Source organism: Methylobacterium persicinum (assembly GCF_022179525.1).
In the GTDB taxonomy this organism is placed as follows: Bacteria; Pseudomonadota; Alphaproteobacteria; order Rhizobiales; family Beijerinckiaceae; genus Methylobacterium; species Methylobacterium persicinum.
Genome location: NZ_BPQX01000016.1, coordinates 1 through 22,754, shown reverse-complemented (window position 1 = coordinate 22,754; position 22,754 = coordinate 1). Strand labels below are relative to the sequence as shown.

At 70.7% G+C, this 22,754-nt stretch carries 20 protein-coding genes; 11 read left to right on the top strand and 9 right to left on the bottom strand.

Going from position 1 to position 22,754, the window contains the following annotated elements:
- The first annotated feature begins 74 nt into the window (after positions 1-74).
- Positions 75-1,271, top strand: a complete 1,197-nt coding sequence (locus MFF22_RS06750; RefSeq protein WP_238248290.1) for a complex I NDUFA9 subunit family protein — start codon at positions 75-77, stop codon at positions 1,269-1,271.
- Between the two features lie 112 nt (positions 1,272-1,383).
- On the opposite strand, the gene MFF22_RS06745 is transcribed toward MFF22_RS06750, so the two are convergent.
- From MFF22_RS06745 to MFF22_RS06735, 3 genes are read right to left on the bottom strand one after another with little or no spacing between them, the layout of a single operon-like run.
- A complete protein-coding gene (locus MFF22_RS06745; RefSeq protein ID WP_238248221.1) occupies positions 1,384-2,583 on the bottom strand; it encodes a CaiB/BaiF CoA transferase family protein in 1,200 nt (399 codons plus the stop codon).
- A 10-nt stretch (positions 2,584-2,593) separates the two neighbouring features.
- Positions 2,594-3,382: an IclR family transcriptional regulator gene (locus MFF22_RS06740; protein WP_238248220.1), complete on the bottom strand. Its 789-nt coding sequence runs from the start codon at positions 3,380-3,382 to the stop codon at positions 2,594-2,596.
- Positions 3,379-4,278 (bottom strand): NAD(P)H-dependent flavin oxidoreductase, encoded by a 900-nt coding sequence (locus tag MFF22_RS06735; protein WP_238248289.1) that lies wholly within the window; start codon positions 4,276-4,278, stop codon positions 3,379-3,381. The genes MFF22_RS06740 and MFF22_RS06735 overlap by 4 nt, the downstream gene beginning before the upstream one ends.
- A gap of 739 nt (positions 4,279-5,017) precedes the next feature.
- On the opposite strand from MFF22_RS06735, the gene MFF22_RS06730 reads away from it, so the two are divergent.
- The 4 genes from MFF22_RS06730 (at position 5,018) to MFF22_RS06715 (ending at position 11,066) form a co-directional block, all read left to right on the top strand.
- Complete coding sequence (locus MFF22_RS06730; RefSeq protein WP_238248219.1) at positions 5,018-7,090, top strand: 3-hydroxyacyl-CoA dehydrogenase NAD-binding domain-containing protein; 2,073 nt, start codon at positions 5,018-5,020, stop codon at positions 7,088-7,090.
- Between the two features lie 193 nt (positions 7,091-7,283).
- Positions 7,284-8,468 (top strand): acetyl-CoA C-acyltransferase, encoded by a 1,185-nt coding sequence (locus MFF22_RS06725; RefSeq protein WP_238248218.1) that lies wholly within the window; start codon positions 7,284-7,286, stop codon positions 8,466-8,468.
- A gap of 3 nt (positions 8,469-8,471) precedes the next feature.
- Positions 8,472-9,668: an acyl-CoA dehydrogenase family protein gene (locus MFF22_RS06720; protein ID WP_238248217.1), complete on the top strand. Its 1,197-nt coding sequence runs from the start codon at positions 8,472-8,474 to the stop codon at positions 9,666-9,668.
- A 243-nt stretch (positions 9,669-9,911) separates the two neighbouring features.
- Positions 9,912-11,066 (top strand): acyl-CoA dehydrogenase family protein, encoded by a 1,155-nt coding sequence (locus tag MFF22_RS06715; protein ID WP_238248216.1) that lies wholly within the window; start codon positions 9,912-9,914, stop codon positions 11,064-11,066.
- A gap of 229 nt (positions 11,067-11,295) precedes the next feature.
- On the opposite strand, the gene MFF22_RS06710 is transcribed toward MFF22_RS06715, so the two are convergent.
- The 4 genes from MFF22_RS06710 to MFF22_RS06695 all read right to left on the bottom strand — a co-directional run bounded on the left by MFF22_RS06710 (position 11,296) and on the right by MFF22_RS06695 (position 14,369).
- Complete coding sequence (locus MFF22_RS06710) at positions 11,296-12,168, bottom strand: tetratricopeptide repeat protein (protein ID WP_238248215.1); 873 nt, start codon at positions 12,166-12,168, stop codon at positions 11,296-11,298.
- Between the two features lie 316 nt (positions 12,169-12,484).
- Positions 12,485-13,582 carry a 5-(carboxyamino)imidazole ribonucleotide synthase gene (locus tag MFF22_RS06705; RefSeq protein WP_238248214.1) on the bottom strand — a complete coding sequence of 366 codons (1,098 nt, stop codon included), beginning with the start codon at positions 13,580-13,582 and terminating at the stop codon, positions 12,485-12,487.
- Complete coding sequence (gene purE, locus MFF22_RS06700) at positions 13,579-14,073, bottom strand: 5-(carboxyamino)imidazole ribonucleotide mutase (protein ID WP_238248213.1); 495 nt, start codon at positions 14,071-14,073, stop codon at positions 13,579-13,581. The genes MFF22_RS06705 and purE overlap by 4 nt, the downstream gene beginning before the upstream one ends.
- Before the next feature lie 77 nt (positions 14,074-14,150).
- Positions 14,151-14,369, bottom strand: coding sequence for a YdcH family protein (locus MFF22_RS06695; RefSeq protein ID WP_238248288.1), 219 nt, complete (start codon positions 14,367-14,369; stop codon positions 14,151-14,153).
- A gap of 173 nt (positions 14,370-14,542) precedes the next feature.
- On the opposite strand from MFF22_RS06695, the gene MFF22_RS06690 reads away from it, so the two are divergent.
- Together MFF22_RS06690 and MFF22_RS06685 are read left to right on the top strand one after the other, a co-directional pair.
- Positions 14,543-14,722: a YdcH family protein gene (locus MFF22_RS06690; RefSeq protein WP_238248212.1), complete on the top strand. Its 180-nt coding sequence runs from the start codon at positions 14,543-14,545 to the stop codon at positions 14,720-14,722.
- 364 nt (positions 14,723-15,086) lie between these two features.
- Positions 15,087-17,003, top strand: coding sequence for a propionyl-CoA synthetase (locus MFF22_RS06685; protein WP_238248211.1), 1,917 nt, complete (start codon positions 15,087-15,089; stop codon positions 17,001-17,003).
- A 28-nt stretch (positions 17,004-17,031) separates the two neighbouring features.
- On the opposite strand, the gene MFF22_RS06680 is transcribed toward MFF22_RS06685, so the two are convergent.
- Positions 17,032-17,469, bottom strand: a complete 438-nt coding sequence (locus MFF22_RS06680) for a phospholipase A2 family protein (RefSeq protein ID WP_238248210.1) — start codon at positions 17,467-17,469, stop codon at positions 17,032-17,034.
- Positions 17,470-17,658: 189 nt separating this feature from the next.
- Here MFF22_RS06680 and MFF22_RS06675 point away from each other — a divergent pair, with 189 nt between their 5' ends.
- On the top strand, positions 17,659-18,777 hold the full coding sequence (locus MFF22_RS06675) for an NADH:flavin oxidoreductase/NADH oxidase (protein ID WP_238248209.1): 1,119 nt from the start codon (positions 17,659-17,661) through the stop codon (positions 18,775-18,777).
- A 107-nt stretch (positions 18,778-18,884) separates the two neighbouring features.
- Here the strand turns inward: MFF22_RS06675 and MFF22_RS06670 are convergent, their stop codons facing one another.
- Positions 18,885-19,646: a phosphodiester glycosidase family protein gene (locus MFF22_RS06670; protein ID WP_370877559.1), complete on the bottom strand. Its 762-nt coding sequence runs from the start codon at positions 19,644-19,646 to the stop codon at positions 18,885-18,887.
- 209 nt (positions 19,647-19,855) lie between these two features.
- On the opposite strand from MFF22_RS06670, the gene MFF22_RS06665 reads away from it, so the two are divergent.
- The 3 genes from MFF22_RS06665 (at position 19,856) to MFF22_RS06655 (ending at position 22,691) form a co-directional block, all read left to right on the top strand.
- Complete coding sequence (locus tag MFF22_RS06665; RefSeq protein ID WP_238248208.1) at positions 19,856-20,368, top strand: hypothetical protein; 513 nt, start codon at positions 19,856-19,858, stop codon at positions 20,366-20,368.
- A 146-nt stretch (positions 20,369-20,514) separates the two neighbouring features.
- Positions 20,515-21,822 (top strand): MFS transporter, encoded by a 1,308-nt coding sequence (locus MFF22_RS06660; RefSeq protein ID WP_238248207.1) that lies wholly within the window; start codon positions 20,515-20,517, stop codon positions 21,820-21,822.
- 2 nt (positions 21,823-21,824) lie between these two features.
- On the top strand, positions 21,825-22,691 hold the full coding sequence (locus MFF22_RS06655) for an amidohydrolase family protein (protein ID WP_238248206.1): 867 nt from the start codon (positions 21,825-21,827) through the stop codon (positions 22,689-22,691).
- Positions 22,692-22,754 lie beyond the last annotated feature (63 nt).

Below are 22,754 nucleotides of genomic sequence, written 5' to 3'. Positions count from 1 at the left end.
TGCGGCGCCGGGTTGGGCTAAGGAGGCCCGCGGCGGTGCCTTTCCGCCCCCGCAGGGAGCCCGAGACCACGGTGATGACCGGCCAGGATACGCACCTCGATCCGCAGCACGAGACGCCCGCCGGGCCGGCGCGGCGCCCCGATACGCAGCTCGTGACGATCTTCGGCGGCTCCGGCTTCCTCGGCCGCCACGTGGTCCGGGCGCTCGCCAAGCGCGGCTACCGGATCCGCGTCGCCGTGCGCCGGCCGGACCTCGCGCTGTTCCTCCAGCCGCTGGGCAAGGTCGGGCAGATCGTCGCCGTCCAGGCGAACCTGCGCTACCCCGATTCGATCACCCGGGCCGTCGAGCGGTCGGACGTGGTCATCAACCTCGTCGGCATCCTGCAGGAGAGCGGCCCCCAGCGCTTCGCCCGGCTCCAGGCGGAGGGGGCGGGCGCCATCGCCCGGGCCGCCGCGGCGGCCGGCGCGCGGATGATCCAGGTTTCGGCCATCGGTGCCGACGCGAACTCGCCCTCGGCCTATGCCCGCACCAAGGCGGAGGGTGAGCGCAACGTGCTCGCCGCCTGCCCGGACGCGATCATCATGCGCCCCTCCCTGATCTTCGGGCCGGGGGACAGCTTCTTCAACCGCTTCGCCGGGCTCGCCCGCGCCCTGCCGGTGTTGCCGCTGGCCGGCGCCCAGACCCGCTTCCAGCCGGTCTTCGTCGGCGACGTGGCCGAGGCCATCGCCCGGGCGGTGGACGGCAAGGTCGCCGGGGGACGGGTCTACGAACTCGGGGGCCCGGAGGTTGCGACCCTCGACCACCTCGTCCGCTACATGCTGAAGACGATCCAGCGCAGCCGCCTCGTCCTCGACCTGCCGCTGCCCCTGGCGAAGATCCAGGCCCGGGCGCTGGAGCTCGTCGACACGCTGACCCTCGGCATGCTCCCGGACGCGCTGAAGCTCACCCGCGATCAGGTGATCCTGCTCCAGACCGACAACGTCGTGTCCGAGGCGGCCAAGGCCGAGGGCCGCAGCTTCGAGGCGTTGGGCATCGTGCCGACCGCCGCCGAGGCGGTGGTGCCGGGCTATCTCTGGACCTTCCGGAAGGCTGGCCAGTTCGCCGACGGCCGCGGGACCGAAGCCCAGGCCGGCGTGCCGGACATGATCGCCTCGACCCCGATGGCCGCGCCCTCGACTCATCGGCCCGACCGCGCCTCGGGCCCGGCCATCGGCGCCGACGCGGGCGGCAACCCGAGCCGCATGGGCAACCGCTGGGGCACGCGGAAGTAGGGGCCTCCTCCCAGGGTTCGGCCGGAAAGGCACCGGAATCCCTCTCCCCGCCTGCGGGGAGAGGGGGTTGCTCCCTTCTCGGGGTCCGGGCGAGCTGAGGCCCTGGGCAGTCTCAGCGCACCACGCCCTTCGCCTTGAGCACCTGCGTCTCCTCCGACCCAAGCCCCAGGCGTTCCTCCAGAATCTCCGCCGTCGACCCACCGAGCGGCGGCGGCATGCGTCTCACCGGCATCCGCCGGCCGTCCAGGCGGTAGATCGGCGCAATGACCCGGCCCGCCTCGCCGTCGCCGACGATCAGCCCCGCCTCCCGCGCCCGCTCGCCGAGCAGCGCCTCCCGCAGGCCCGCCACCTCGCCGCAGGGGATGCCTGCCTGCCGCAGACGGGCGAGCAGGTCGTGGCGGGTCCATTGGGCGAGTTCCGCCTCCAGCACCGGCAAGAAGTCCGAGCGGTTCCGCGAGCGGTCGAGGTTGGTGGCGAAGCGCGGGTCGTCGCAGAGATCCAGCCGGTCGAGCACCTGTTCGCAGAAGCGCCGGTACTGGCCGTTGTTGCCGACCGTGATGACCACCGGCCCGTCCGCCGCCTCGAACACCCCGTAGGGCACGATGGACGGGTGGGCGTTGCCGTAGCGGGGGGAATCGAAGCCCTGGGCCAGGGATTCGAGGCCGTAATACGAGGTCAGGGATACGCCGCTGTCGAACAGGGCAAGGTCGACTCGGCGGCCCTTCCCGGTGCGCTCCCGCTGGTAGAGGGCCGCCAGCACCGCCTGGGCGGCATACTGGCCGGTGAACAGGTCCACCGCCGCCACGCCGAACTTGAGGGGCGGCCCGCCATAGTCGCCGTTCAGCGCCATCACCCCCGACTCGCCCTGGACCACGAGGTCGTAGCCCGGCCGGGTCGCCTCCGACCCGTCCGAGGCGTAGCCGGAGACCGAGCAGTAGATCAGCCGCGGGTTCTCGGCGGACAGGGCGGCGTAGCCGAGGCCGAGCCGGTCCGCCCCCCCGGTCTTGAAGTTCTGGACGAGCACGTCGCTCTCGCGGGCGAGGGCCTTCACCAGGGCGAGCCCCTCCGGGTCGGCGAGATCGACGCCGATGGAGCGCTTGTTGCGGTTCACGCTGTCGAAATACGACGTGTTGCCCGGCGTGGTCCGCACGCCCCAGTCGCGGGTGTCGTCGCCCCGCTCCGGGTGCTCGACCTTGACGACGTCGGCGCCGAGGTCCCCCAGCACCTGCGCGCACCAGGGGCCGGCGAGGACCCGCGACAGGTCGAGGACGCGGATGCCCACGAGCGGCAGGTCGTCGGGGTCGAACATCATCGCGGACCTCTCATGCTCCCATGACGCCGTCGAGGCTGCGCACCGCCGCGATCAGGCGCGGCCGGGCCACCTCCATCAGGAAGCGGGCATCGGTGATCACCGAGGGCGCCCCGCAATTCACCGACATCATCGGCAGCCCGCCGCCGGGGTCGAAGCCGACGCCGATGGCGCAGACGGTCTCCTGCCAGTCCCCGAAGGAGGTGCAGCAGCCGATCTCCCGGTGTTCCGCCACCGCCCGGTCGAGGCCGGCCCGGAGGCTCGGCCACGCCACCGGGTCGAGGGCCTTCAGATCCTCGTAGATCCGCTCCCGCTCCCGTTCGGGGCAGACGGCGACGTAGGCCCGGCCCATGGCGCTGCGGGCCAGGGAAATCCGCGAGCCGGTATCGAGGTTGAGGGCGATGGCCGCCGGGCCCCGGTGGCAATCGACGTAGCGCATGCTCAACCCGTCGCGGACGCCGAGCCCGACCGAGGCGTTGGCCGCCTCCGCCACGGCCCGCAGGGCCGGCCGGGCGATGGCCCGGACGTCGAGGCCGCCGAGGGCCGCCGAGGACAGGGCGATGGTCGCGGTGCCGAGGCGGTAACGGCCGGATTCCGGCAGGTGCTGGAGGTAGCCGAGGCGGGTCAGGGTATGGGTCAGCCGGGAGACCGTCGAGCGCGGCAGGCCGCAGCTCTCGGCGATGTCTTGGTTGGCGAGGCTCGTCCGCCCCGGCCCGAAGCAGGCCAGCACGGACAGGCCCCGGGCGAGGGCCGTGACGAAGTGCCGGTCCTCCCCGGCCACCTCCGTGACGAAGTCGCTCATCCCGCGAGCTTCGCCTTCGCCTGGGCGTAGTCCCGGGCGAGGCGGGCGACGAGGTCGGCGGTGGTGGGGATGTCGTCGATGCTGCCGACACCCTGGCCGGCACCCCAGACGTCCCGCCACGCCTTCACCTTGTCGCCGCCGCCGAAATTCATCGCGGTCTTGTCCCGCTCGGGCAGGGCGTCGGGATCGAGGCCGGCGGCGCGGATGCTCGGGGTCAGGTAGTTCCCGGGCACCCCCGTGAAGCAGGGCGTGTAGAGGATGTCCGCCGCGGACGAGCCCGCGATCATCTCCCGGTAGCCGGGGGCGGCGTTGGCCTCCTGCGTGGCGATGAAGCGGGTGCCCATATAGGCGAGGTCGGCGCCCATGGCCTGGGCGGCGAGGATCGCCGGGCCCGTGGTGATGGCCCCCGACAGGATGATCGGCCCGTCGTAGAACCGGCGTACCTCGGAGACGAGGGCGAAGGGCGAGAGCGTCCCCGCATGGCCGCCGGCTCCGGCGCAGACGAGGATCAGCCCGTCGACCCCGGCCTCCAGGGCCTTCTCCGCGTGCCGCACCGAGATCACATCGTGGAACACCACCCCGCCATAGGCATGGACCGGTTTGATCACCGCATCCGGCGCCCTCAGGCTGGTGATGATGATCGGCACCTCGTGGCGCACGCAGGCTTCGACGTCCTGGGCGAGCCGGTCGTTCGAGGCGTGGACGATCTGGTTGACGGCGAAGGGCGCCACCTTCCGCGACGGGTCGGCGGCCCGGGCCTCGGCGAGGGTGGTCTTGATCCGGGTCAGCCACTCGTCGAGCACCGGCTGCGGCCGGGCGTTGAGGGCCGGGAACGAGCCGACCACGCCCGCGAGGCACTGGGCGATCACGAGGTCCGGCCCCGAGACGATGAACATCGGCGAGGCGATGACCGGCAACGCCAGCCGCCCGCGCAAGACGGGGGGCAGCCGGCTCTCGGCCTGGGCGGGAATGGCGTCGCTCACGGGCGGGCGCCCTGCATCGGATGACCGGACACGGGGGTTGGGCTGGTCACGCGTGATCCTCCCTGGCGGTCTCCGGAGCCTCGCCGCGCCGCCGAGGCGGAGAGAAATCGCACGCGTCCGGTTGGGCTGTCAAACGGGGTCTTCGGATGCATTCCGCACTGCAGAATAGGGTTCTGCAGATGAGGCGTTTTATGAGCGGCGTGATATCCCCGTTTTCAAGCCCGTCATTGCGAGCGCAGCGAAGCAATCCAGGGATGCGCCACGTCCTGAATCGGCCCGCTACCCTGGGTTGCTTCGCTGCGCTCGCAATGACGGCGAGGGCGTCAGACCACGCGGGAGCTTCAAAACAATCCACCGCGGAGGGGATCATCGCAATACTATTCCCTCCCTCTCCCTCATCCTAAGGCGCCCGCAAGAGCGGACCTCGAAGGAGGGCTCCAGGACTCGCTGAGATCACTGGAGCCCTCCTTCGAGCCGGCTGACGCCGCACCTCAGGATGAGGAGGATGGCTGGGAGGGGCGATCAAACCGATCATGGCAGGCGCGGCGACCATCCATGTCATCCCGCCTCGCCTTGACACCCTTAGATCATCCGGGCCATCCTCGCAAAAATTCAGAATAGTATTCCGCAGTGCGGAACAGGGAGGGACAGAGTGATTCAGCGTGACGACCACGGCGGCATCGCTGTGCTCACCCTCTCGAACCCGCCCGTCAACGCCCTCGGCGCCGGACTTCGCGCCGCCCTGGATGCCGGCCTCGCGGAGGCCCTGGCCGATGCGACCGTCCGCGCCGTGGTGATCGCGGCCGAGGGCAAGCTCTTCGTCGGCGGGGCCGACATCAGCGAGTTCGGCAAGCCGCCCCAGTCCCCGATCCTGCCAGAGATCCTGGCGCGGATCGACGGTGCCTCCAAGCCCATCGTCGCCGCGATCAACGGCGCGGCGCTGGGTGGAGGCCTCGAACTGGCGCTCGCCTGCCACGCGCGGCTGGCCGCCCCTGGGGCGAAGCTCGGCCTGCCGGAGATCAATCTGGGGCTGATCCCCGGCGCCGGGGGCACGCAGCGCCTTCCCCGGCTGATCGGCCCAACGGCGGCCTTCGCGATGATGCTGACCGGCGAGCCGGTGGGTGCCGGCAAGGCGGCGGAACTCGGCGTCGTGGACGAGGTGGAACTCGGCGACCTCCGCGAGGCCGCCCGCACCCATGCCCGCGAGCTGGCCGATGCCGGCCGCCTGCCCCGGGCCCGGGACCGGGACGAGCGCCTGACGCCGGAGGAGCGCGAGACCTTCGAGGCCAAGGCCGCCGAGGCCCTGAAGCGCGACCCGCAGGCGACCAACGTCGCCGCCCTGGTCCGGGCGGTGCGCGGGGCCTTCGACAAGCCCTTCGACGAGGCCGTGGCGGCGGAGCGGGACGAGTTCCGCGCCCTGGTGGACGATCCCCGCTCCCGGGCGCTCCGCCACGCCTTCTTCGCCGAGCGCGAGGCCGCCAAGGTGCCGGGCCTGCCGAAGGACACGCCCCGCCGGGAGATCGCCCGGGCGGCGGTGATCGGCGCGGGCACGATGGGCGGGGGCATCGCCATGTGCTTCGCCAACGCGGGCATCCCCGTCACGGTGATCGAGACCGAGCAGGGGGCGCTGGGCCAGGGCCTCGACCGGGTGCGGGGGCTCTATGCCGGCTCGGCCAAGCGCGGATCGATCACGGAGGAGGAGCGGGACGCCCGCATCAACCGTATCACCGGCGCGGTCGGCCTCGCCCACGCGGCGGAGGCCGATATCGTGGTGGAGGCGGCCTTTGAGGAGATGGGCGTCAAGCGCGCGATCTTTTCCGAGCTCGACCGCGTCGCCAAGCCGGGTGCGATCCTGGCCACCAACACCTCCTACCTCGACGTGAACGCCATCGCCGCCGTGACGAGCCGGCCGCAGGACGTGCTGGGGATGCATTTCTTCAGTCCGGCCAACGTCATGCGCCTCGTGGAGGTGGTCCGCGCCGACAGGACCGCGCCGGAGGTACTGGCCACGGCCCTCGACCTCGGCCGGCGGCTGAACAAGCTTCCGGTGGCGGTGGGCGTGTGCTTCGGCTTCGTCGGCAACCGCATGCTCGAGAAGCGCAGCAAGGCGGGCGAGCGTCTGTTGCTGGAAGGCGCCCTGCCGCACGAGATCGACGCGGCGGTGACGGAGTTCGGCTTCCGCATGGGGCCCTTCGCCATGGGCGACCTCGCGGGGCTCGATATCGGCTGGCGCTCGCGCAAGGATTTCGGCGGCCGGGCGCCCGTCGCCGACGCGCTCGCCGAGATGGGCCGCTACGGCCAGAAGACCGGACGCGGCTTCTACGTCTACGCCGACGGCGCGCGCACCGGCACCCGCGACCCGGAGGTGGAGGCGCTGATCGCCCGGACCGCCGAGGCACACGGCATCGCCCGCCGCAGCTTCACCGCGGACGAGATCGTCGCGCGGCTGATGTACCCGATGGTCAACGAGGGCGCGCGGATCCTGGAGGAGGGCATCGCTGCCCGTCCCGGGGACATCGATACGATCTGGATCAACGGCTACAACTGGCCCGCCTGGCGGGGCGGCCCGATGCACTGGGCCGACACGGTCGGCCTCGACCGGATCGCCGCCGACCTCACCCGCTTCGCCGCCGAGACCGGCGACGAAAGCCTGACCCCCGCTCCACTTCTCCAACGCCTCGCCGCCGAGGGCGGCCGGTTCGGGGACCCGCGGGCGAAGGCGTGATGGTATCGACGCGCTGCTATCCCCCACCTCATCCTGAGGTGCCGCGTCAGCGGCCTCGAAGGAGGGCTCCAGTGGTCTCGCGATCCCTGGAAACCTCCTTAGAGGCTGCCGCTGCGCGCCAGCACCTCAGGATGAGGCCGCGGGTGGGGCACGGGGAAGCTACTGGGAGCATCAGCGCCAAACGGAGGATCGCATGACCGACGCGGTGATCGTCTCGACCGCCCGCACGCCGATCGGCAAGGCGCAGCGGGGCGCGTTCAACCAGACCAACGGGCCCAACCTCGCCGCCCATGCGATTCGCGCCGCCCTCGGCCGCGCCCGGCTCGAACCGGAGGCGGTGGAGGAGGTCGTCATCGGCTGCGGCTATCCCGAGGGCTCCACGGGGGGCAACGTCGCCCGCCGGTCCGCCCTGGTGGCGGGCATTCCGGTCCAGTCGGCGGGCGTCACGGTCTCGCGCTTCTGCGCCTCGGGGCTGGAGGCCATCGCCTCCGCCGCCCGGCGGATCATCCTCGACGGCGTGCCCGTCGCCGTGGCGGGCGGTGTCGAATCAATCAGCGTCGTGCTTCCCCATGTCCAGCGGGACCTCACCCGCCACCCGTGGCTGGACGAACACCTGCCGGCCATCGCCATGCCGATGATCGAGACCGCTGACATCGTCGCCGAGCGCTACGGCATCTCCCGGGAGGTGCAGGACGCCTTCGCCCTGGAAAGCCAGCGCCGCACCGCCGCCGCCCAGGCCGCCGGCCTGTTTGACGACGAGATCGTGCCGATGGATGCGGTGATGGCCGTCACCGATAAGGCGACCGGCGAGACGCAGCAGGTCGAGACGCGGCTCGCCAAGGACGAGGGCAACCGGCCCGACACCACCTTCGAAGCCCTCGCCAAGCTGAAGCCGGTTCGCGGGGAGGGGGCGTTCATCACCGCGGGCAATGCCAGCCAGCTGTCCGACGGCGCCTCGGCCAGCGTGCTGATGTCCGCCGACGAGGCCGCCCGACGGGGTCTGACCCCGCTCGGCACCTTCCGGGGCTTCGCCTCGGCGGGCTGCTCGCCGGAGGAGATGGGCATCGGCCCGGTCTTCGCCGTGCCGCGCCTGCTCGAACGGCACGGGCTCAAGGTCTCCGACATCGACCTTTGGGAATTGAACGAGGCGTTCGCCTCGCAATCCGTCTATTGCCGCGACCGGCTCGGGATCGACCCGGAAAAGGTCAACATCAACGGCGGCGCCATCGCCATCGGCCACCCCTTCGGCATGTCGGGCGCCCGCCTCGTCGGCCACGCCCTGCTGGAAGGCCGCCGCCGGGGGGCGCGCTACGCCGTCGTCACCATGTGCGTCGCCGGCGGCCAGGGCTGCGCCGGCCTGTTCGCAATCGGGGGCTGATCAATGGATCTCCGCTTCACCGCCGACGAGATCGCGTTCCGCGACGAAGTCCGCAGCTTCTGCCGGGAACAGATCCCGGCCGAGATCCGGCGCAAGGTCTCGGAGGGGCGCGGCCTCTCCAAGGAGGACATCGTCACCAGCCAGCGGATCCTCAACGCCAAGGGCTGGGCGGTGCCGCACTGGCCCAAGGAATGGGGCGGCCGGGATTGGACCACGGTCCAGCGCTACATCTACACGGAGGAACTGTTCCAGGCGGCGGTGCCCCTGCCGCAGCAGTTCAACTGCTACATGTTCGGGCCTGTGCTCGCCACCTTCGGGCGGCAGGACCAGAAGGAGCGCTTCCTCCCCCGGGCCGCCAACCTCGACGACTGGTGGTGCCAGGGCTTCTCCGAGCCCGGCGCCGGCTCGGACCTCGCCTCCCTCAAGACCAAGGCGGTGCGCGACGGCGACCACTACATCGTCGACGGCCAGAAGACCTGGACGACGCTGGGCCAGCACGCGGACTGGATCTTCTGTCTCGTCCGCACCGACTTCGAGGCCAAGAAGCAGCGGGGCATCTCCTTCCTGCTCATCGACATGAAGACGCCCGGCATCACCGTGCGCCCGATCATCACCCTGGAGGGGCGACACGAGGTCAACGAGGTGTTCTTCGACTCCGTACGGGTGCCGGTGGAGAACCTCGTCGGCGAGGAGAACAAGGGCTGGGACTACGCGAAATTCCTGCTCGCCAACGAGCGCACCGGCATCGCCCGGATCGGCCTCACCAAGGAGCGGATCAGCCGCATCAAGCGCCTCGCCCGGGAGATGCCGGCGGGGCAGGGGACGATGTGGGACGACCGCGATTTCCGCGCCCGGGTCGCCGGGGTCGAGGTCGAGCTGAAGGCGCTCGAGATCACCCAGATGCGGGTCGCCGCCAAGCAGGGAAGGGCGGATTCGGTCGAGCCCGATCCGGCCTCCTCGCTCCTCAAGATCCGCGGCTCGCAGTTGCAGCAGGCGGCGACCGAGTTGTTGCTGGAACTCGCCGGCCCCTTCGCGCTGGCCGCCCCGTTGAGGGGGGAGGGCGCCAACGACCTGCCCGGCGGTTTCGACTGGGTCGATGCCGCGGCGCCGAGCTACTTCAACAACCGCAAGGTCTCGATCTACGGCGGCTCGAACGAAATCCAGCACAATGTGATCGCCAAGGGTATTTTGGGGTTGTGACCACCGGCCCATCCCCCTCGACGGAGTTTATTGAACAACCATTCCCACCCTCTTCCTCATCCTGAGGTGCCCGCGTCAGCGGGCCTCGAAGGAGGGCTCCAGGGATCGCAGAGACGTCTGGAAGGCTCCTTCGAGGCGGCTTCGCCGCACCTCAGGATGAGGGGGAGGGGTGGGATAGGCGGTCGGCGCTCGGATCCCGCAAACGTCCCGTCTGCGGGGGAGGGAACGACACAGGAGAGCAGAATGGATTTCGACCTGAACGAGGACCAGTCGCTCCTGCGCGACAGCGTCGAACGGCTTTGCGCCGGGCTGTATCCCTCGCTCGAAGCCCGGCAGGGCCATGCCAAGGCGCCGCTCGGCTTCCCCGACGCGAACTGGCAAAAGTTCGCCGAACTCGGCATCTTTGGCCTCCCCTTTCCGGAGGAGGCCGGCGGCTTCGGCGGCGGTCCCGTCGAGACCATGCTGGTGATGGAATCGGTCGGCCGCCACCTCGTGGTGGAGCCCCTGTTCCCGACCCTGGTGCTCGGCGCCACCGCCCTGCGCCTCGGGGGAAGCTCCGAGCAGCTGGCCCGCCTCGCCCCCGGTCTGATCGAGGGCGCGCTGCGCTTGACCCTCGCCCATACCGAACGCCAATCGCGCTACGACCTGTTCGACGTGGCAACCACCGCCCGGCGCGACGGTGGCGGCTTCGTGCTCAACGGGGCGAAATCCATCGTCCCGAACGCCGATTCAGCCGGGCTGATCGTGGTCTCGGCGCGGGTCTCCGGCGAGCGCCGGGACCGGGCGGGGATCGGCCTGTTCCTCGTCCCCGCCGACGCGCCGGGCGTCAGCATCGCGCCTTACCCGACGCAGGATGGCGGCCGGGCGGCGGAGGTGTCGTTCTCGAACGTGCCGCTGCCGGCGGACGCGGTGCTGGGCGACCCGGAGGGCGGGTTGCCCCTCCTCGAACGGGTGATCGAGCACGGCATCGCGGCGCTCGCCGCCGAGGCAGTGGGCTCGATGGAGACCCTCCATCGGCTGACCGTCGAGTACCTCAAGACCCGCACGCAGTTTGGCACGACGATCGGCGCCTTCCAGGCCCTCCAGCACCGGGCGGTGGACATGCTGATTGAGCTGGAACAGGCCCGCTCGATGGCCCTTTACGCGGCGATGATGGTCGATGCCGAGGACGCAAACGCCCGCGCGGCGGCGATGGCGGCGGTGAAGGTGCGGATCAACACCGCCTGCCGCAATCTCGGCCAGGAGGCGGTGCAGCTCCACGGCGGCATCGGCATGACGATGGAATATCTCGGCGCGCACCACTTCAAGCGGCTGGCGATGATCGCCACCCAACTCGGCGACACCCCCCACCACATGCGCACCATCACCGACGCGGAGGACGGCCTGCTGGCGGCGTAAGCCGCGGTCGTCCCACCAAACCACCTCATCCTGAGGCGGATGGCTTGGAGTGCCCCTGCGTCGTCACTCCCGACCCAGCATCGCAGGAGGGGAGACGCACGTGTCCCCGCCCGCCACACCCGTCATGGCGAGGCGAAGCCGACGCAATCCAGTGCGCGACGGCTCCGGACGGGGCGGCGCCGGCTGGATTGCGTCGCTCACGCTCGCAATGACGGCCGCCGTGGCCTGATCAGTTGAACACCGAGCCCAAACCGCCCTGCACCCGCGACAGGCCGGATTTCGCCACCGCGTTGTTCGGGTCGATGGTGGCGGCGCGCTGGTAGTTGTCCAGGGCCTCCTTGCGCTGGCCCGACTTCTCGTAGGCCAACCCGCGATACGCCCAGGACGTCGCGTCCTTGTTGTTCACGTTGAGCGCCGCGTTGTAGTCCTCGATCGCCTTCGGATACTGGTTCGTGGCGATGAGGCTCTGGCCCCGGGCGGCGTAGGGCGCCGCCACGAAGGGGTTGCGGTCGATGGCGGAGTCGAAGTCGGCGATCGCCTGGGTGTCGAGCCCCTGCTTCTGCTTGACGAGGCCGCGGGCATGGTACGCCTCGGCCGATTCCGGGCTCAGCCGGATCGCGATGTTGAGGTCGTTGAGCGCCGCGTCGAGGTTGCCCTGTGCCCGCTCCACGTTGGCGCGGCCGATATAGGCCGGGCCGTAGTTCGGGTCGGCGCTGATCGCCTTCGAGAAATCCTGCAGGGCAGCGTCGTTGCGGCCGGTCTGGCGCAGGGCCAACGCCCGGTTGTTGTAGGCCGAGGCCGAGTTCGGATCGAGCTGGATCGCCTTCGTGAAGTCGCCGATCGCCTCGCTGAACTGCCCCGCCCGGGCATAGGCCGCGCCGCGGGTGGTGTAGGCGGCGGCATCCGAGGGATTGCGCTGGATCACCTCGCTCAGCGACGCGATGTTGCTCGTCGTCGCCCCCGTCGTGTCCGTCTCAAGCACCGCGTATTGGCGCGCACCCGCGGCGCTGCCGACGGTCTCGCAGCCGGCCAGACCCGCGGCCGCGACCACCGCCGCGCCGACCAGCGCGGCCTTCCCAACGAGCCCGTAGCGTTGCGTCATCGCCCCATTCTCCCGGGAGCCACCGTGTCCTGCGGTGCCCCGCCCCATCGTCCGATCAGTCCCGGCCGGTCGCGCGGCGTCCACGGGATCGGGACACGTTTCGCGCAACACGGTGAAGACCGGCTTAAAGCCGGCTCCCCGTCATCCGGGGATCACGCGGCGTTGGAACCGGCGCGATGTGGCGAAGGTATGGCCCCCACCGCCGGGGGGCGAAATCACGCGATTCGCGGCACGTGGCGGCGTACCGGTGTGGCGCGGGGGACGCAATCGGCTTCCCCGTCCGCCACCGTCACGCGCCCCCCCGTCGTTGCGGGCGTCAGCGGGCCTTCAGGCGCGTGACGTGGCCCATCTTGCGGCCGGGGCGGGCCTCGCCCTTGCCGTAGAGGTGCAGGTGGGCGCCGGGCTCGGCCAGGATCTCCCGCCACGCCTCGACCTGATCGCCGATTAGGTTCTCCATCTCGCTGGGCAAGCCGCCGACACGGGATGCGTCGCCGAGGGGCCAGCCGCAGACGGCGCGGACATGCTGCTCGAACTGCGAGGTGAGGGCGCCCTCTATGGTCCAGTGCCCGGAATTGTGCACCCGCGGGGCGATCTCGTTGACGACGAGGCGCTCGCCGCCCTCCCGGACCAGGAACATCTCCACCGCCAGCACCCCGACATAGTCCAGGGCGTCGGCGATGGTGCGGGCGATCCGGAACGCCTCCTGCGCCGTCTCCGGCGCCACGCCCCGGGCGGGGACGCGGGTGAAGGCCAGGATGTGGTTGCGGTGCTCGTTCTCGCAGAGGTCGAAGGCGGCGAAGCTCCCGTCCGCCCCCCGGGCCGCCACCACGGAGACTTCCCGCTCGAAGGGCACGAAGCCTTCGAGGATCAGGGGTGCGCCGCCGAACTCGGCGAAGATGGCGTTGCGGTCGCCCTCGCCGGGCTCGCGGATGATGCGCTGGCCCTTGCCGTCATAGCCGAACCGCCGGGTCTTCAGCACTGCCGGCAGGCCGATCGTCTCCAGGGCGCGGGAGAGGTCGTCCGGCGTGTCGACCGCCAGGAATGGGGCGGTGGGGATGCCCAGGCCATTGATGAACGCCTTCTCCGAGAGCCGGTCCTGGGTGGTCGCCAGGGCGTCGGCGTTCGGGTGGACGGGGGCATGCCGGGCCAGCACCTCCGCGGTGGCCCGCGGGATGTTCTCGAACTCGTAGGTCACGACATCCACGGCGGCAGCGAAGGCCGCGAGCGCCGCCTCGTCATCGTAGGCGGCGCAGGTGGTGCGCGCGGCAACGTCGAAGGCCGGGCTGTCCGCATCGGGGGCGTAGACGTGGACCTTGAGCCCGTGGTTGGCCGCCGCCAGGGCGATCATGCGGCCGAGCTGGCCCCCGCCGACGATCCCAAGCACCGAGCCGGGGGCGATCACACTCTGCGTCACGGGTCCTGGTTCTCCGGCCGTTCGGCCACTGCGGCGCTCTGGGCGGCGCGCCATGCATCGAGGCGGTCCGCCAGCGCCCCATCCGAGAGCGCCAGCACCGCGGCGGCGAGGAGGGCGGCGTTGACGGCCCCCGCCCGGCCGATCGCCAGGGTGCCGACCGGCACGCCCGCCGGCATCTGCACGATGGAGAGGAGGCTGTCCTGGCCCGACAGGGCCTTCGACTCCACCGGAACGCCGAAGACCGGCAGGCTCGTCATGGCCGCCGCCATCCCCGGGAGGTGGGCCGCGCCGCCGGCACCGGCGATCACCACCTTGAAGCCCTCCGCCCGCGCGCCCTTGGCGAAGGCGACGAGCCGGTCAGGCGTGCGGTGGGCGGAGACGATGCGCGCGTCGTAGGGGACGCCGAGCGCATCCAGCGTCTCGGCGGCATGGCGCATGGTCGCCCAGTCGGACTGGCTTCCCATGATGATCGCGACGGTTGGCGCCGACATGCTGGATTCCGGCAAAAGAGGGCGCTTATCCGCACGGGACGCAGGCCGCAAGGCGGGATCGTGCCTGAGCAGACCCCTCAGGCGATGATGTCCGGCGTCAGGACGTCTTCGATGTAGGAGATCCTGTCGCGCAGGGTCAGCTTGCGCTTCTTCAGCCGCTGGATCTGCAACTGGTCGCCGGCGACGCTCCGTTCCAGCGCGTCGATGGCGCTGTCGAGGTCGCGATGCTCCTCGCGGAGCCGGGCCAGCTCGGATTCGAGATCGGCCTGCCCGTTTTCACCCGACTCAGCCGCCATCGCACCCTGGAAAACCGAACACCCTTCGAAGGTCAGGAGCATGCGTCACGCCTCAGCGAGGAGCAAGCGCCGGGACGAACCCTTGCGAAAGGATGCCCAGCGAAAACGCTTCGACAGGTACGGCAACCTGTGTCAGTCTGGCCATGTCAGAACGATGACAGGAGATTCGCCTCATGTCGCTGCAGACGCATCTGAGCCAACTCGCACGGAAGCACGAAGCCCTCGAGCGCGAGATTCAGGACGCAATCCACAGGCCCTCGTCGAGCGATCAGCAGATAGCGGAACTCAAGCGCCGGAAACTTCAACTCAAGGACGAGATGAACCGGCTGCAGGCCAACGGGACCCTGCACTGACACAGCATTCCTAGACTGACGTGACAGATCGCGCCGCCCTATCGGGACGGCGCGGTTTTTTGGGGACGAGGGGCTGCGCTTGCCAGCGCCGCGCCCCTCAATCCACGCCGTCATTGCGAGCGCAGCGAAACAACCCAGGGACGCACCACGTCCTGAAGCGGCCCGCCCGCCCCTGGGTTGCTTCGCGTCGCTCGCAATGACGGGGAGGGAAGCCGCAACGGCGGAGAGAGAAGCCGCAACGGCGGCGATGGAAGCCGCGACGGCGGTGGGGCGGCGAGGGGCACAGCCGCCCTCGCCCTCGCCCCGAAATCGGCTAATCTGTCCGCAACCGCCGGAGAGCGGCCCGCGAGGACACGCCGATTCGATGACGAACCCCAGCCGCTACGCCGAGACTCACGCGGCCGCCGCACGGGACCCGGAGGCCTTCTGGCTCGCGGCAGCGGACGCCCTCACCTGGGACAAGATCCCGGAGCGCGCCTTCGACCCCGGCCAGGGTCCCTACGGCCGCTGGTTCCCCGATGGCCGCCTGAATGCCTGCTACAATGCCGTCGACCGGCACGCGGAGGGATCGCGCCGGGACCAAGCGGCCATTGTCTACGATTCGCCCGTCACCGGCACCAAACGCAGCATCACCTACGGCGAGTTGCACCACGAGGTCGCCACCCTGGCGGCGGTCCTGGCGGAGATGGGTGTCGGCAAGGGCGACAGGGTGGTGCTCTACATGCCGATGGTGCCCGAAGCGGTGTTCGGGATGCTGGCCTGCGCCCGCCTCGGGGCGGTGCATTCGGTGGTGTTCGGGGGCTTCGCCGCGAACGAACTGGCCAAGCGCATCGAGGATGCGGCCCCCAAGGTCGTGCTTGCCGCGTCCTGCGGCATCGAGCCGGCCCGCGTCGTCGCCTACAAGCCGCTCCTGGATGCGGCCATCGCATCCTCCTCGCACAAGCCGGGGGCCTGCCTCATCCTCCAGCGGCCGCAATGCGCGGCGGTGCTGGATCCGGATCGCGACCGGGACTGGGCGGAGACGGTGGCCGCGGCGAAGGCCCGGGGGGCCAAAGCGGAATGCGCGGTCATGGCCGCCACCGACCCACTCTACGTCCTCTATACATCCGGCACGACGGGCAAGCCGAAGGGCGTGGTGCGCGATACCGGCGGCTATCTCGTGGCGCTGGCGTGGTCGATGCCGAACCTCTACGGCGTCGCCCCCGGCGAGACCTATTTCTGTGCCTCCGACATCGGCTGGGTCGTGGGCCATTGCTACATCGTCTACGCGCCCCTGCTGCACGGCTGCACCAGCGTCCTCTACGAGGGCAAGCCCGTGGGCACGCCCGATGCCGGCGCCTTCTGGCGGGTCGTCGCGGAGCATGGGGTCGCCTGCCTGTTCACGGCCCCCACGGCCCTGCGGGCGATCAAGAAAGAGGATCCGAACGGCGACCTCGTCGCCGGCTACGACCTGTCGAAGTTCCGCTCGCTTTTCCTGGCCGGGGAGCGGGCGGACCCGGATTCCGTCGCCTGGGCGGAGCGGGTGCTCGACCGGCCGGTCATCGACCACTGGTGGCAGACGGAGACCGGGTGGCCCATCGCCGGCAACCCGGTGGGGCTCGGCCTCCTGCCGGTGAAACGGGGGAGCACCTGCGTCCCGATGCCGGGCTACGACGTGCGCGTCCTCGACGAGGGAGGCAGGGAAGTCCCCGCGGGTACGATGGGGACGATCGCGATCCGTCTGCCCCTGCCGCCCGGCTGCCTGCCGACCCTCTGGGGCTCCGATGAGCGGATGCGGGAGAGCTACCTTTCGACCTTTCCCGGCTACTACGACACGTCCGATGCCGGGATCATCGATCACGACGGCTACATCACCGTGCTCGGGCGCACGGACGACATCATCAACGTCGCCGGCCACCGGCTCTCCACCGGCGGGATGGAGGCGGTTCTCTCCGCCCATCCCGATGTGGCGGAATGCGCGGTGATCGGCATCCGCGACGAACTGAAAGGCGAGGTTCCCTGCGGCTTCGTGGTGCTCAAGGCCCGGGTGGAACGCGATCCGGCGGAGATCGAGCGCGAACTGGTCGCCAAGGTCCGCGAGGAGATCGGCCCGGTCGCGGCCTTCAAGCTGGCCCTCACCGTGCCGCGCTTGCCCAAGACCCGCTCAGGCAAGATCCTGCGCGCCACCATGAAGCGCATCGCCGATCACGAACCCTGGACGATGCCCGCCACGATCGACGATGCCGTGGTCCTCGAGGAGATCGGCGAAAGCCTCAAGGACCGCGGCATCGGGCAGGGATGAGGCGGGAACGTCCCCGCGGGGGCGTCGGCTACTCGTCGTCGCCCTCGTCGTCCTGCTGGACGTTGGTGGCCGCCGGCGCGGTCCTGATCGAGCCGGTCATCGTCGGCTCCGATTGCGGGCTGGTGGGCATCATCGTGGCGCCCATGGCGACCATGCCGGCCATCGCCCGCTCCTTCTCCGAGCTGCGCGGATCGCGGGCGATCATCTCGGCCTCGTGCTGGAGGCGGAGGTTGCAGGCCCTGGACGGGAGCCCGCCCTCGGGCGTGCAGGCGTCGTGACGGGCACAGGCGGCATCGAGGGCATCCACCGGCGGCAGCGGGGCGTTGTTGCCCGGACCACAGTAGTTGCCGTGGATCAACATCTTCGGGCCGCCGAAGGCGGCGGGCTGGGCCTGGGAGGCGCCCGCGAAGGCGGCGCAGCCAGCGGCGGCGATAATGAACGGGGCGAAAAGTCTCGTGATCATCATGTCGGACCCTAGGCGATCTCGCCCCCTCAGGCGGCTCGCGTCGGCCGCCGCAACGCGGCGACACCGGCAGAACAGGGGCACTGCGCGGGGAGTTCCCGGACCGGGCGGGCATGGCCGCTCTGCCGCAGCTGCCGCTGGCCCCGGCGGCCGCACCGCACCAGATTGGCCCGGGACCCGGAGACTGAATCGATGACCGCACGCCTGTTCGAGCCGCTGACCCTCGACTCTCTCACCCTGGAGAACCGCATCCTCATCGCGCCGATGTGCCAGTACTCGGCCCGGGACGGCGAGGCGACCGACTGGCATATGATGCATCTCGGCCAACTCGCGATGTCGGGGGCCGGACTGCTGACGCTGGAGGCCACCGCCGTCTCGCCCGAGGCCCGGATCACCGCCTGGGACCTCGGCCTGTACAACGACGGCTGCGAGCGGGCGCTGGCCCGCGTGCTCGATGCGGTGCGCGAATACGCGCCGATCCCGGTCTGCATCCAGATCGCCCATGCCGGCCGGAAGGCGTCGAGCGACGCGCCCTGGGCCGGGGGCAAGCAGATCCCGCCGGAGCATCCCTATGGCTGGCGCACGGAGGCGCCGTCGGCGGTGGCGCACGGAGAGGGTGAGGTGCCCCCCCACGCCCTCGACGCCGCCGACCTGAAGCGGGTGCGGGACGACTTCGTCGCCACCGCCAAGCGCGCGGTCCGCCTCGGGATCGAGGCCGTGGAACTGCACGGGGCCCACGGCTACCTGCTGCACCAGTTCCTCTCGCCCATCGCCAACAAGCGCACCGATGCCTATGGCGGCAGCCTCGCCAACCGCATGCGCTTCCCCCTCGAGATCTACGACGCCGTCCGCGACGTGGTGCCGGCCGGCTCGCCCGTCTGGCTGCGGGTCTCGGCGACGGACTGGGTCGAGGACGGCTGGGACATCGACGAGACGGTGGAGCTCGCCCAGGCCCTGAAGAAGGCGGGGTCGCCCGCGATCCACGTCTCCACCGGGGGCGTCTCGCCCAAGCAGGCGATCAAGATCGGGCCGGGCTATCAGGTGCCCTATGCCGAGCGGATCAAGGCCGAGACCGGGCTCGCCACCATCGCCGTGGGGCTCATCACCGAGCCGCGGCAGGCGGAGGACATCCTGGCCGAGGGCAAGGCGGACGCGATCTCCCTGGCGCGGGCTATGCTCTACAATCCCCGCTGGCCCTGGCACGCGGCGGCGGAGCTCGGCGCGAAGGCCCGGGCGCCCAAGCAGTACTGGCGCTCGCAGCCCCACCACCTGAAGGACCTGTTCAAGGACACCGCCTTCGGGCAGCGGTGACGGGCGGGGTCGCGCCGCCATCGTGGGGGATCGGTGGGACATGCGGCGTTTCTGAACGCCGCCCTCCGCCACCGTCCCCACAGCCAGCAGCGGAACGCTCCGCCCCGCTACTTCGCCACCGCCCCGATCAGCGGCCCGAGCGGCCGCCCGACGTCCGACCGGCCGAGGTTTGGCGCGTAGAGGCTCGATACCGAGCCGTCGAGGAACAGCGCGTTGCGGCAGCCGAGGTCGTCCCGGAACAGGCGGGCGAAGGCGCCGAAGCTGACCGGCCTCTCCGAGATGGCGAAGACCGCCACGTGCCCCCCGTCCCGGACGCCGACGCCGTTGCGGATCTTCTGCGACGGGCCATCGGCTGAGATCTTCGGGTGGATCTGCCCGTCGATCACCAACATGGGCCCGGACTGGGTGGCGAAGTCCGGCCGGGGATGCGCCTTGAGATAGTGGGGCGTGTCGAGGACGCCGGCCCGCTCGCCCTTCACGTAGAACACCCCATTCGGCTTGAGGTGGAAGTTGCCTGGCCCGTCCGCCGTCGAGACCGGATGAAGCTCGCGTCCGTCCTCCACGTAGAGGCCCACCGGCGCCTGATCCTTGTCATACATCCCGCCGTTCATGGCGAAGGCGAGACCGGGGCCCTCGGCCTCGGCGAGGGCCGACAGGGAGGCGTAGGCCTGCCCGTCCGGCCGGCGCCAGAACACCCTGACCCGGCGCCTCCGGAGGTCGATGGTGCAGACCGTGAAGCTCTCCCCCTGCGCCTCCATCGGGCGGCAGGGCTCGGGTTCCGCGGGCGCGGACCACGCTGCCGAAGGAAAGACGACGAAACCCGCGAGCAGGGCGAGGCAGGCCGGGCGGAAAACGCTGGAACGCATCATGGGAAGGCTGCAGGGGCCCCTTCGTTTGTCACGGGGGGCGTCTGGCGCACGAAAACGGCGGATTTCGCGCAAGGCGCGTCCCATGACCGCCGAGCCCCCTCCGGCGGGCGCACGGGACCGTGACCGCCTGCCGCGCATGGCCCAAGAACCGTTTCGCCGGCTCGCACGTTTCCGGGTCGAAGGGGCACTCAAGGTTTTGGAGACGTGACATGAAGGGTGCAGTGCTTGGATCTGCGCTGCTGGCGGCAGGCGCCCTGGCGCTCGCGCCGGTGAGCGCCGACGCCCGCGGCTTCGGCGGCGGTGGTTTTCATGGCGGCGGGTTCGGTGGCGGCTTCCACGGTGGTGGTTTCGGCGGCGGCTTCCGCGGCGCGGGCTTCCGCGGCGGCTACGGTGGTTTCCGTGGCGGTTACGGCGGATTCCGCGGTGGCTACGGCGGATATCGCGGCTACGGCTACCGCGGCGGTTACGGGCGCGGCCTGGGCTTCGGCCTCGCCGGGTTCGGTCTCGGCCTCGCGGCGGGCGGCCTCTACGGCGGTTACGGCTACGGCTACCCGGGTTACGGCTACCCGGGTTACGGCTACGGCGGCTATGGCGGCTATGGCTACGCCCCGGTCGGGTACTACGGCGGCGACTACGGCTACGGCGGCGGCTGCTACACCGTCCCGCGGGTACGCTGGACGCCCTACGGCTATCGCCGCGTCCTGATCGAGCGCTGCTACTGACGCGTTCGCGCCTGATCTGCTCAGGTTGGAAGGGGCTGCCCGAGAGGGCGGCCCTTTTTCTTGGAAGAAACCCCGGAAGAAACCCCGCTCACCGTTGGACAGTCCGGAATCCCGGGCCGATACTCCCGCAAAAGCGGGAGTGAATCATGGATACGGTCGGGGGGCAGGGGGCGGCCGCGGAGTCCGGAGCGGTCGAGATCCGGGACGCGAGCCTGACGGCCTTCTACAAGTCCATGACGGGACCGGAGCGGCACACCTTCTGGGCTTGTACCGCGGGCTGGTGCCTCGACGGCATGGACTTCATGATCTACCCGCTGGTGATCGGCACGATCATCAGCCTGTGGAAGGTCGATCCCGGCACCGCCGGCCTCGCCGCGACGGTCACTCTCCTCGCCTCGGCCTTGGGCGGCTGGATCGCCGGCTTCGTGGCCGACCGGATCGGCCGGGTCCTCACCCTCCAGATCACGATCCTCTGGTTCTCGTTCTTCTCCCTCCTCTGCGCCTTCGTCCAGAACTTCGAGCAACTCCTCGTGGCCCGGGCGATCCTGGGCCTCGGCTTCGGCGGCGAATGGGCGGCGGGGGCCGTGCTGATCGGCGAGACCATCCGCGCCGAGTACCGGGGCCGGGCCGTGGGCTCGGTGCAGTCCGGCTGGGCCGTCGGCTGGGGGCTCGCGGTGCTGTCGCAGGCGATCCTGTTCTCGCTCCTCCCGCCCGAGAGCGCGTGGCGCTGGATGTTCGCCGTCGGCGCCCTTCCGGCCCTGCTGGTCTTCTACCTGCGCCGCCACGTGAAGGAGCCCGAGGTCGCCGCCCGGACCCGGGCCGCCGCCGTCGCGGCGGGTGACCGGCCGAAGATCTGGGAGATCTTCTCCGGCCCGATCCTCGGCACGACCCTTCTGGCCTCCCTCGCCGCGGCGGGCTGCCAGGGGGGCTACTACGCCATCACCACCTGGGTGCCGCGCTTCCTGACGACCGAGCGCCACCTCTCGATCGTCTCCTCCACCGGCTACCTCGCCGCGCTGATCGTCGGATCCTTCACGGGGTACCTCGTCGGCGCGTGGCTCGCAGACCGGCTCGGGCGGCGGCCGCTCTTCCTGATCTTCTCTGTCGGCGCCATCGCCGTGATCGTGGCCTACACCCAGTTGCCCCTGTCGAACGGCATCCTCTGGGTGCTGGGCTTCCCCCTGGGCTTCTTCGCCTCCGGCTACTTCTCCGGGATGGGCGCCTTCCTCACCGAACTCTACCCCACCCGCCTGCGGGGCTCGGGGCAGGGCTTCTGCTACAATTTCGGCCGGGGCGTCGGCGCTCTGTTCCCGGCCCTGGTGGGCTACCTGTCCGAGCGGGTCGGGCTCGCCTCCGCCATCGCGCTCTTTGCCGCCGTGGCCTACGGGATGTTCTTCCTGGCCGCCTTCGCCTTGCCCGAGACGCGGGGCCGGGTCCTGCACGCGGATACCTGAGCATGCCTGAGATCCGGGACTGCCCCGCCCCCGATCCGCACCCCGCGGGCCCGACCCGCTACGCCGTGCCGCCGGGGGCGGTAGACACCCACGCCCACGTCATCGGCCTGCCGCCGGCCTATCCCCTCGTCGCGGAGCGGAGCTACACCCCGCCGGCGGCACCGGCCGAGGCGTATCTGGCGATGCTCGACGCCACGGGGATGGCGCACGGCGTCCTCGTGCAGGTCAGCGTCCACGGGACCGACAACCGGCTGATGCTGGAGACTCTGCGGGCGAACCGGCAGCGCCTGCGGGGCATCGCCGTCATCCCCCTCGACCTGCGGGAGGGGGAACTCGCCACCCTCAAGGAGGCGGGGGTGACGGGCCTGCGCCTCAACGTGCTGTTCGGGGGCGGCGTCGGGCTCGACAAGCTGGAGCGCTACGGTGCGCTCGCCCGGGAGATGGGCTGGCACCTCCAGTTCCTCCTCGATGCCCGGGACTTGCCGGGGATCGTCGGCACCCTGTCCCGCCTGCCGGTGCCCCTGGTCTTCGACCATATGGGCCACATGCCGACATCGGCAGGGGTGGAGCATCCGGGCTTCCAGGCCCTCCTCGGAATGGTGCGGGACGGGGCCTATGTGAAGCTCTCCGGCGCCTTCCGAGTCTCCGTCGCGGGGCCGCCCTACGCGGACACGATCTCCTTCGCCCGCGCCCTCAACGACGCCGGGCCGGACCGCTGCCTCTGGGGTTCCGACTGGCCCCACGTCGCCGCCTGGAACGGGCCGCCGAAGCTTCCCGTGCTCCTCGACCTGCTGGCCGACTGGGTACCCGACGAGGACCGGCGGCGGAAGCTGTTCGTGGACAATCCAAAGGGTCTCTACGAGTTCTGAGGGGGGCCCCTCGCGGGCCGCATGGTGGCCATTCCAAGCCCCCACCTCATCCTGAGGTGCGGC

Coding starts and splice junctions, on each gene's coding strand:
- MFF22_RS06685 (WP_238248211.1), top strand. CDS start 15,087: ATGACGAACCCCAGCCGCTACGCCGAGACTCACGCGGCCGCCGCACGG.
- MFF22_RS06745 (WP_238248221.1), bottom strand. CDS start 2,583: ATGATGTTCGACCCCGACGACCTGCCGCTCGTGGGCATCCGCGTCCTC.
- MFF22_RS06680 (WP_238248210.1), bottom strand. CDS start 17,469: ATGATGATCACGAGACTTTTCGCCCCGTTCATTATCGCCGCCGCTGGC.
- MFF22_RS06660 (WP_238248207.1), top strand. CDS start 20,515: ATGGATACGGTCGGGGGGCAGGGGGCGGCCGCGGAGTCCGGAGCGGTC.
- MFF22_RS06695 (WP_238248288.1), bottom strand. CDS start 14,369: ATGGCGGCTGAGTCGGGTGAAAACGGGCAGGCCGATCTCGAATCCGAG.
- purE (WP_238248213.1), bottom strand. CDS start 14,073: ATGTCGGCGCCAACCGTCGCGATCATCATGGGAAGCCAGTCCGACTGG.
- MFF22_RS06670 (WP_370877559.1), bottom strand. CDS start 19,646: ATGATGCGTTCCAGCGTTTTCCGCCCGGCCTGCCTCGCCCTGCTCGCG.
- MFF22_RS06715 (WP_238248216.1), top strand. CDS start 9,912: ATGGATTTCGACCTGAACGAGGACCAGTCGCTCCTGCGCGACAGCGTC.
- MFF22_RS06675 (WP_238248209.1), top strand. CDS start 17,659: ATGACCGCACGCCTGTTCGAGCCGCTGACCCTCGACTCTCTCACCCTG.
- MFF22_RS06710 (WP_238248215.1), bottom strand. CDS start 12,168: ATGACGCAACGCTACGGGCTCGTTGGGAAGGCCGCGCTGGTCGGCGCG.
- MFF22_RS06665 (WP_238248208.1), top strand. CDS start 19,856: ATGAAGGGTGCAGTGCTTGGATCTGCGCTGCTGGCGGCAGGCGCCCTG.
- MFF22_RS06735 (WP_238248289.1), bottom strand. CDS start 4,278: ATGTTCATCGTCTCGGGGCCGGACCTCGTGATCGCCCAGTGCCTCGCG.
- MFF22_RS06750 (WP_238248290.1), top strand. CDS start 75: ATGACCGGCCAGGATACGCACCTCGATCCGCAGCACGAGACGCCCGCC.
- MFF22_RS06690 (WP_238248212.1), top strand. CDS start 14,543: ATGTCGCTGCAGACGCATCTGAGCCAACTCGCACGGAAGCACGAAGCC.
- MFF22_RS06720 (WP_238248217.1), top strand. CDS start 8,472: ATGGATCTCCGCTTCACCGCCGACGAGATCGCGTTCCGCGACGAAGTC.
- MFF22_RS06740 (WP_238248220.1), bottom strand. CDS start 3,382: ATGAGCGACTTCGTCACGGAGGTGGCCGGGGAGGACCGGCACTTCGTC.
- MFF22_RS06655 (WP_238248206.1), top strand. CDS start 21,825: ATGCCTGAGATCCGGGACTGCCCCGCCCCCGATCCGCACCCCGCGGGC.
- MFF22_RS06725 (WP_238248218.1), top strand. CDS start 7,284: ATGACCGACGCGGTGATCGTCTCGACCGCCCGCACGCCGATCGGCAAG.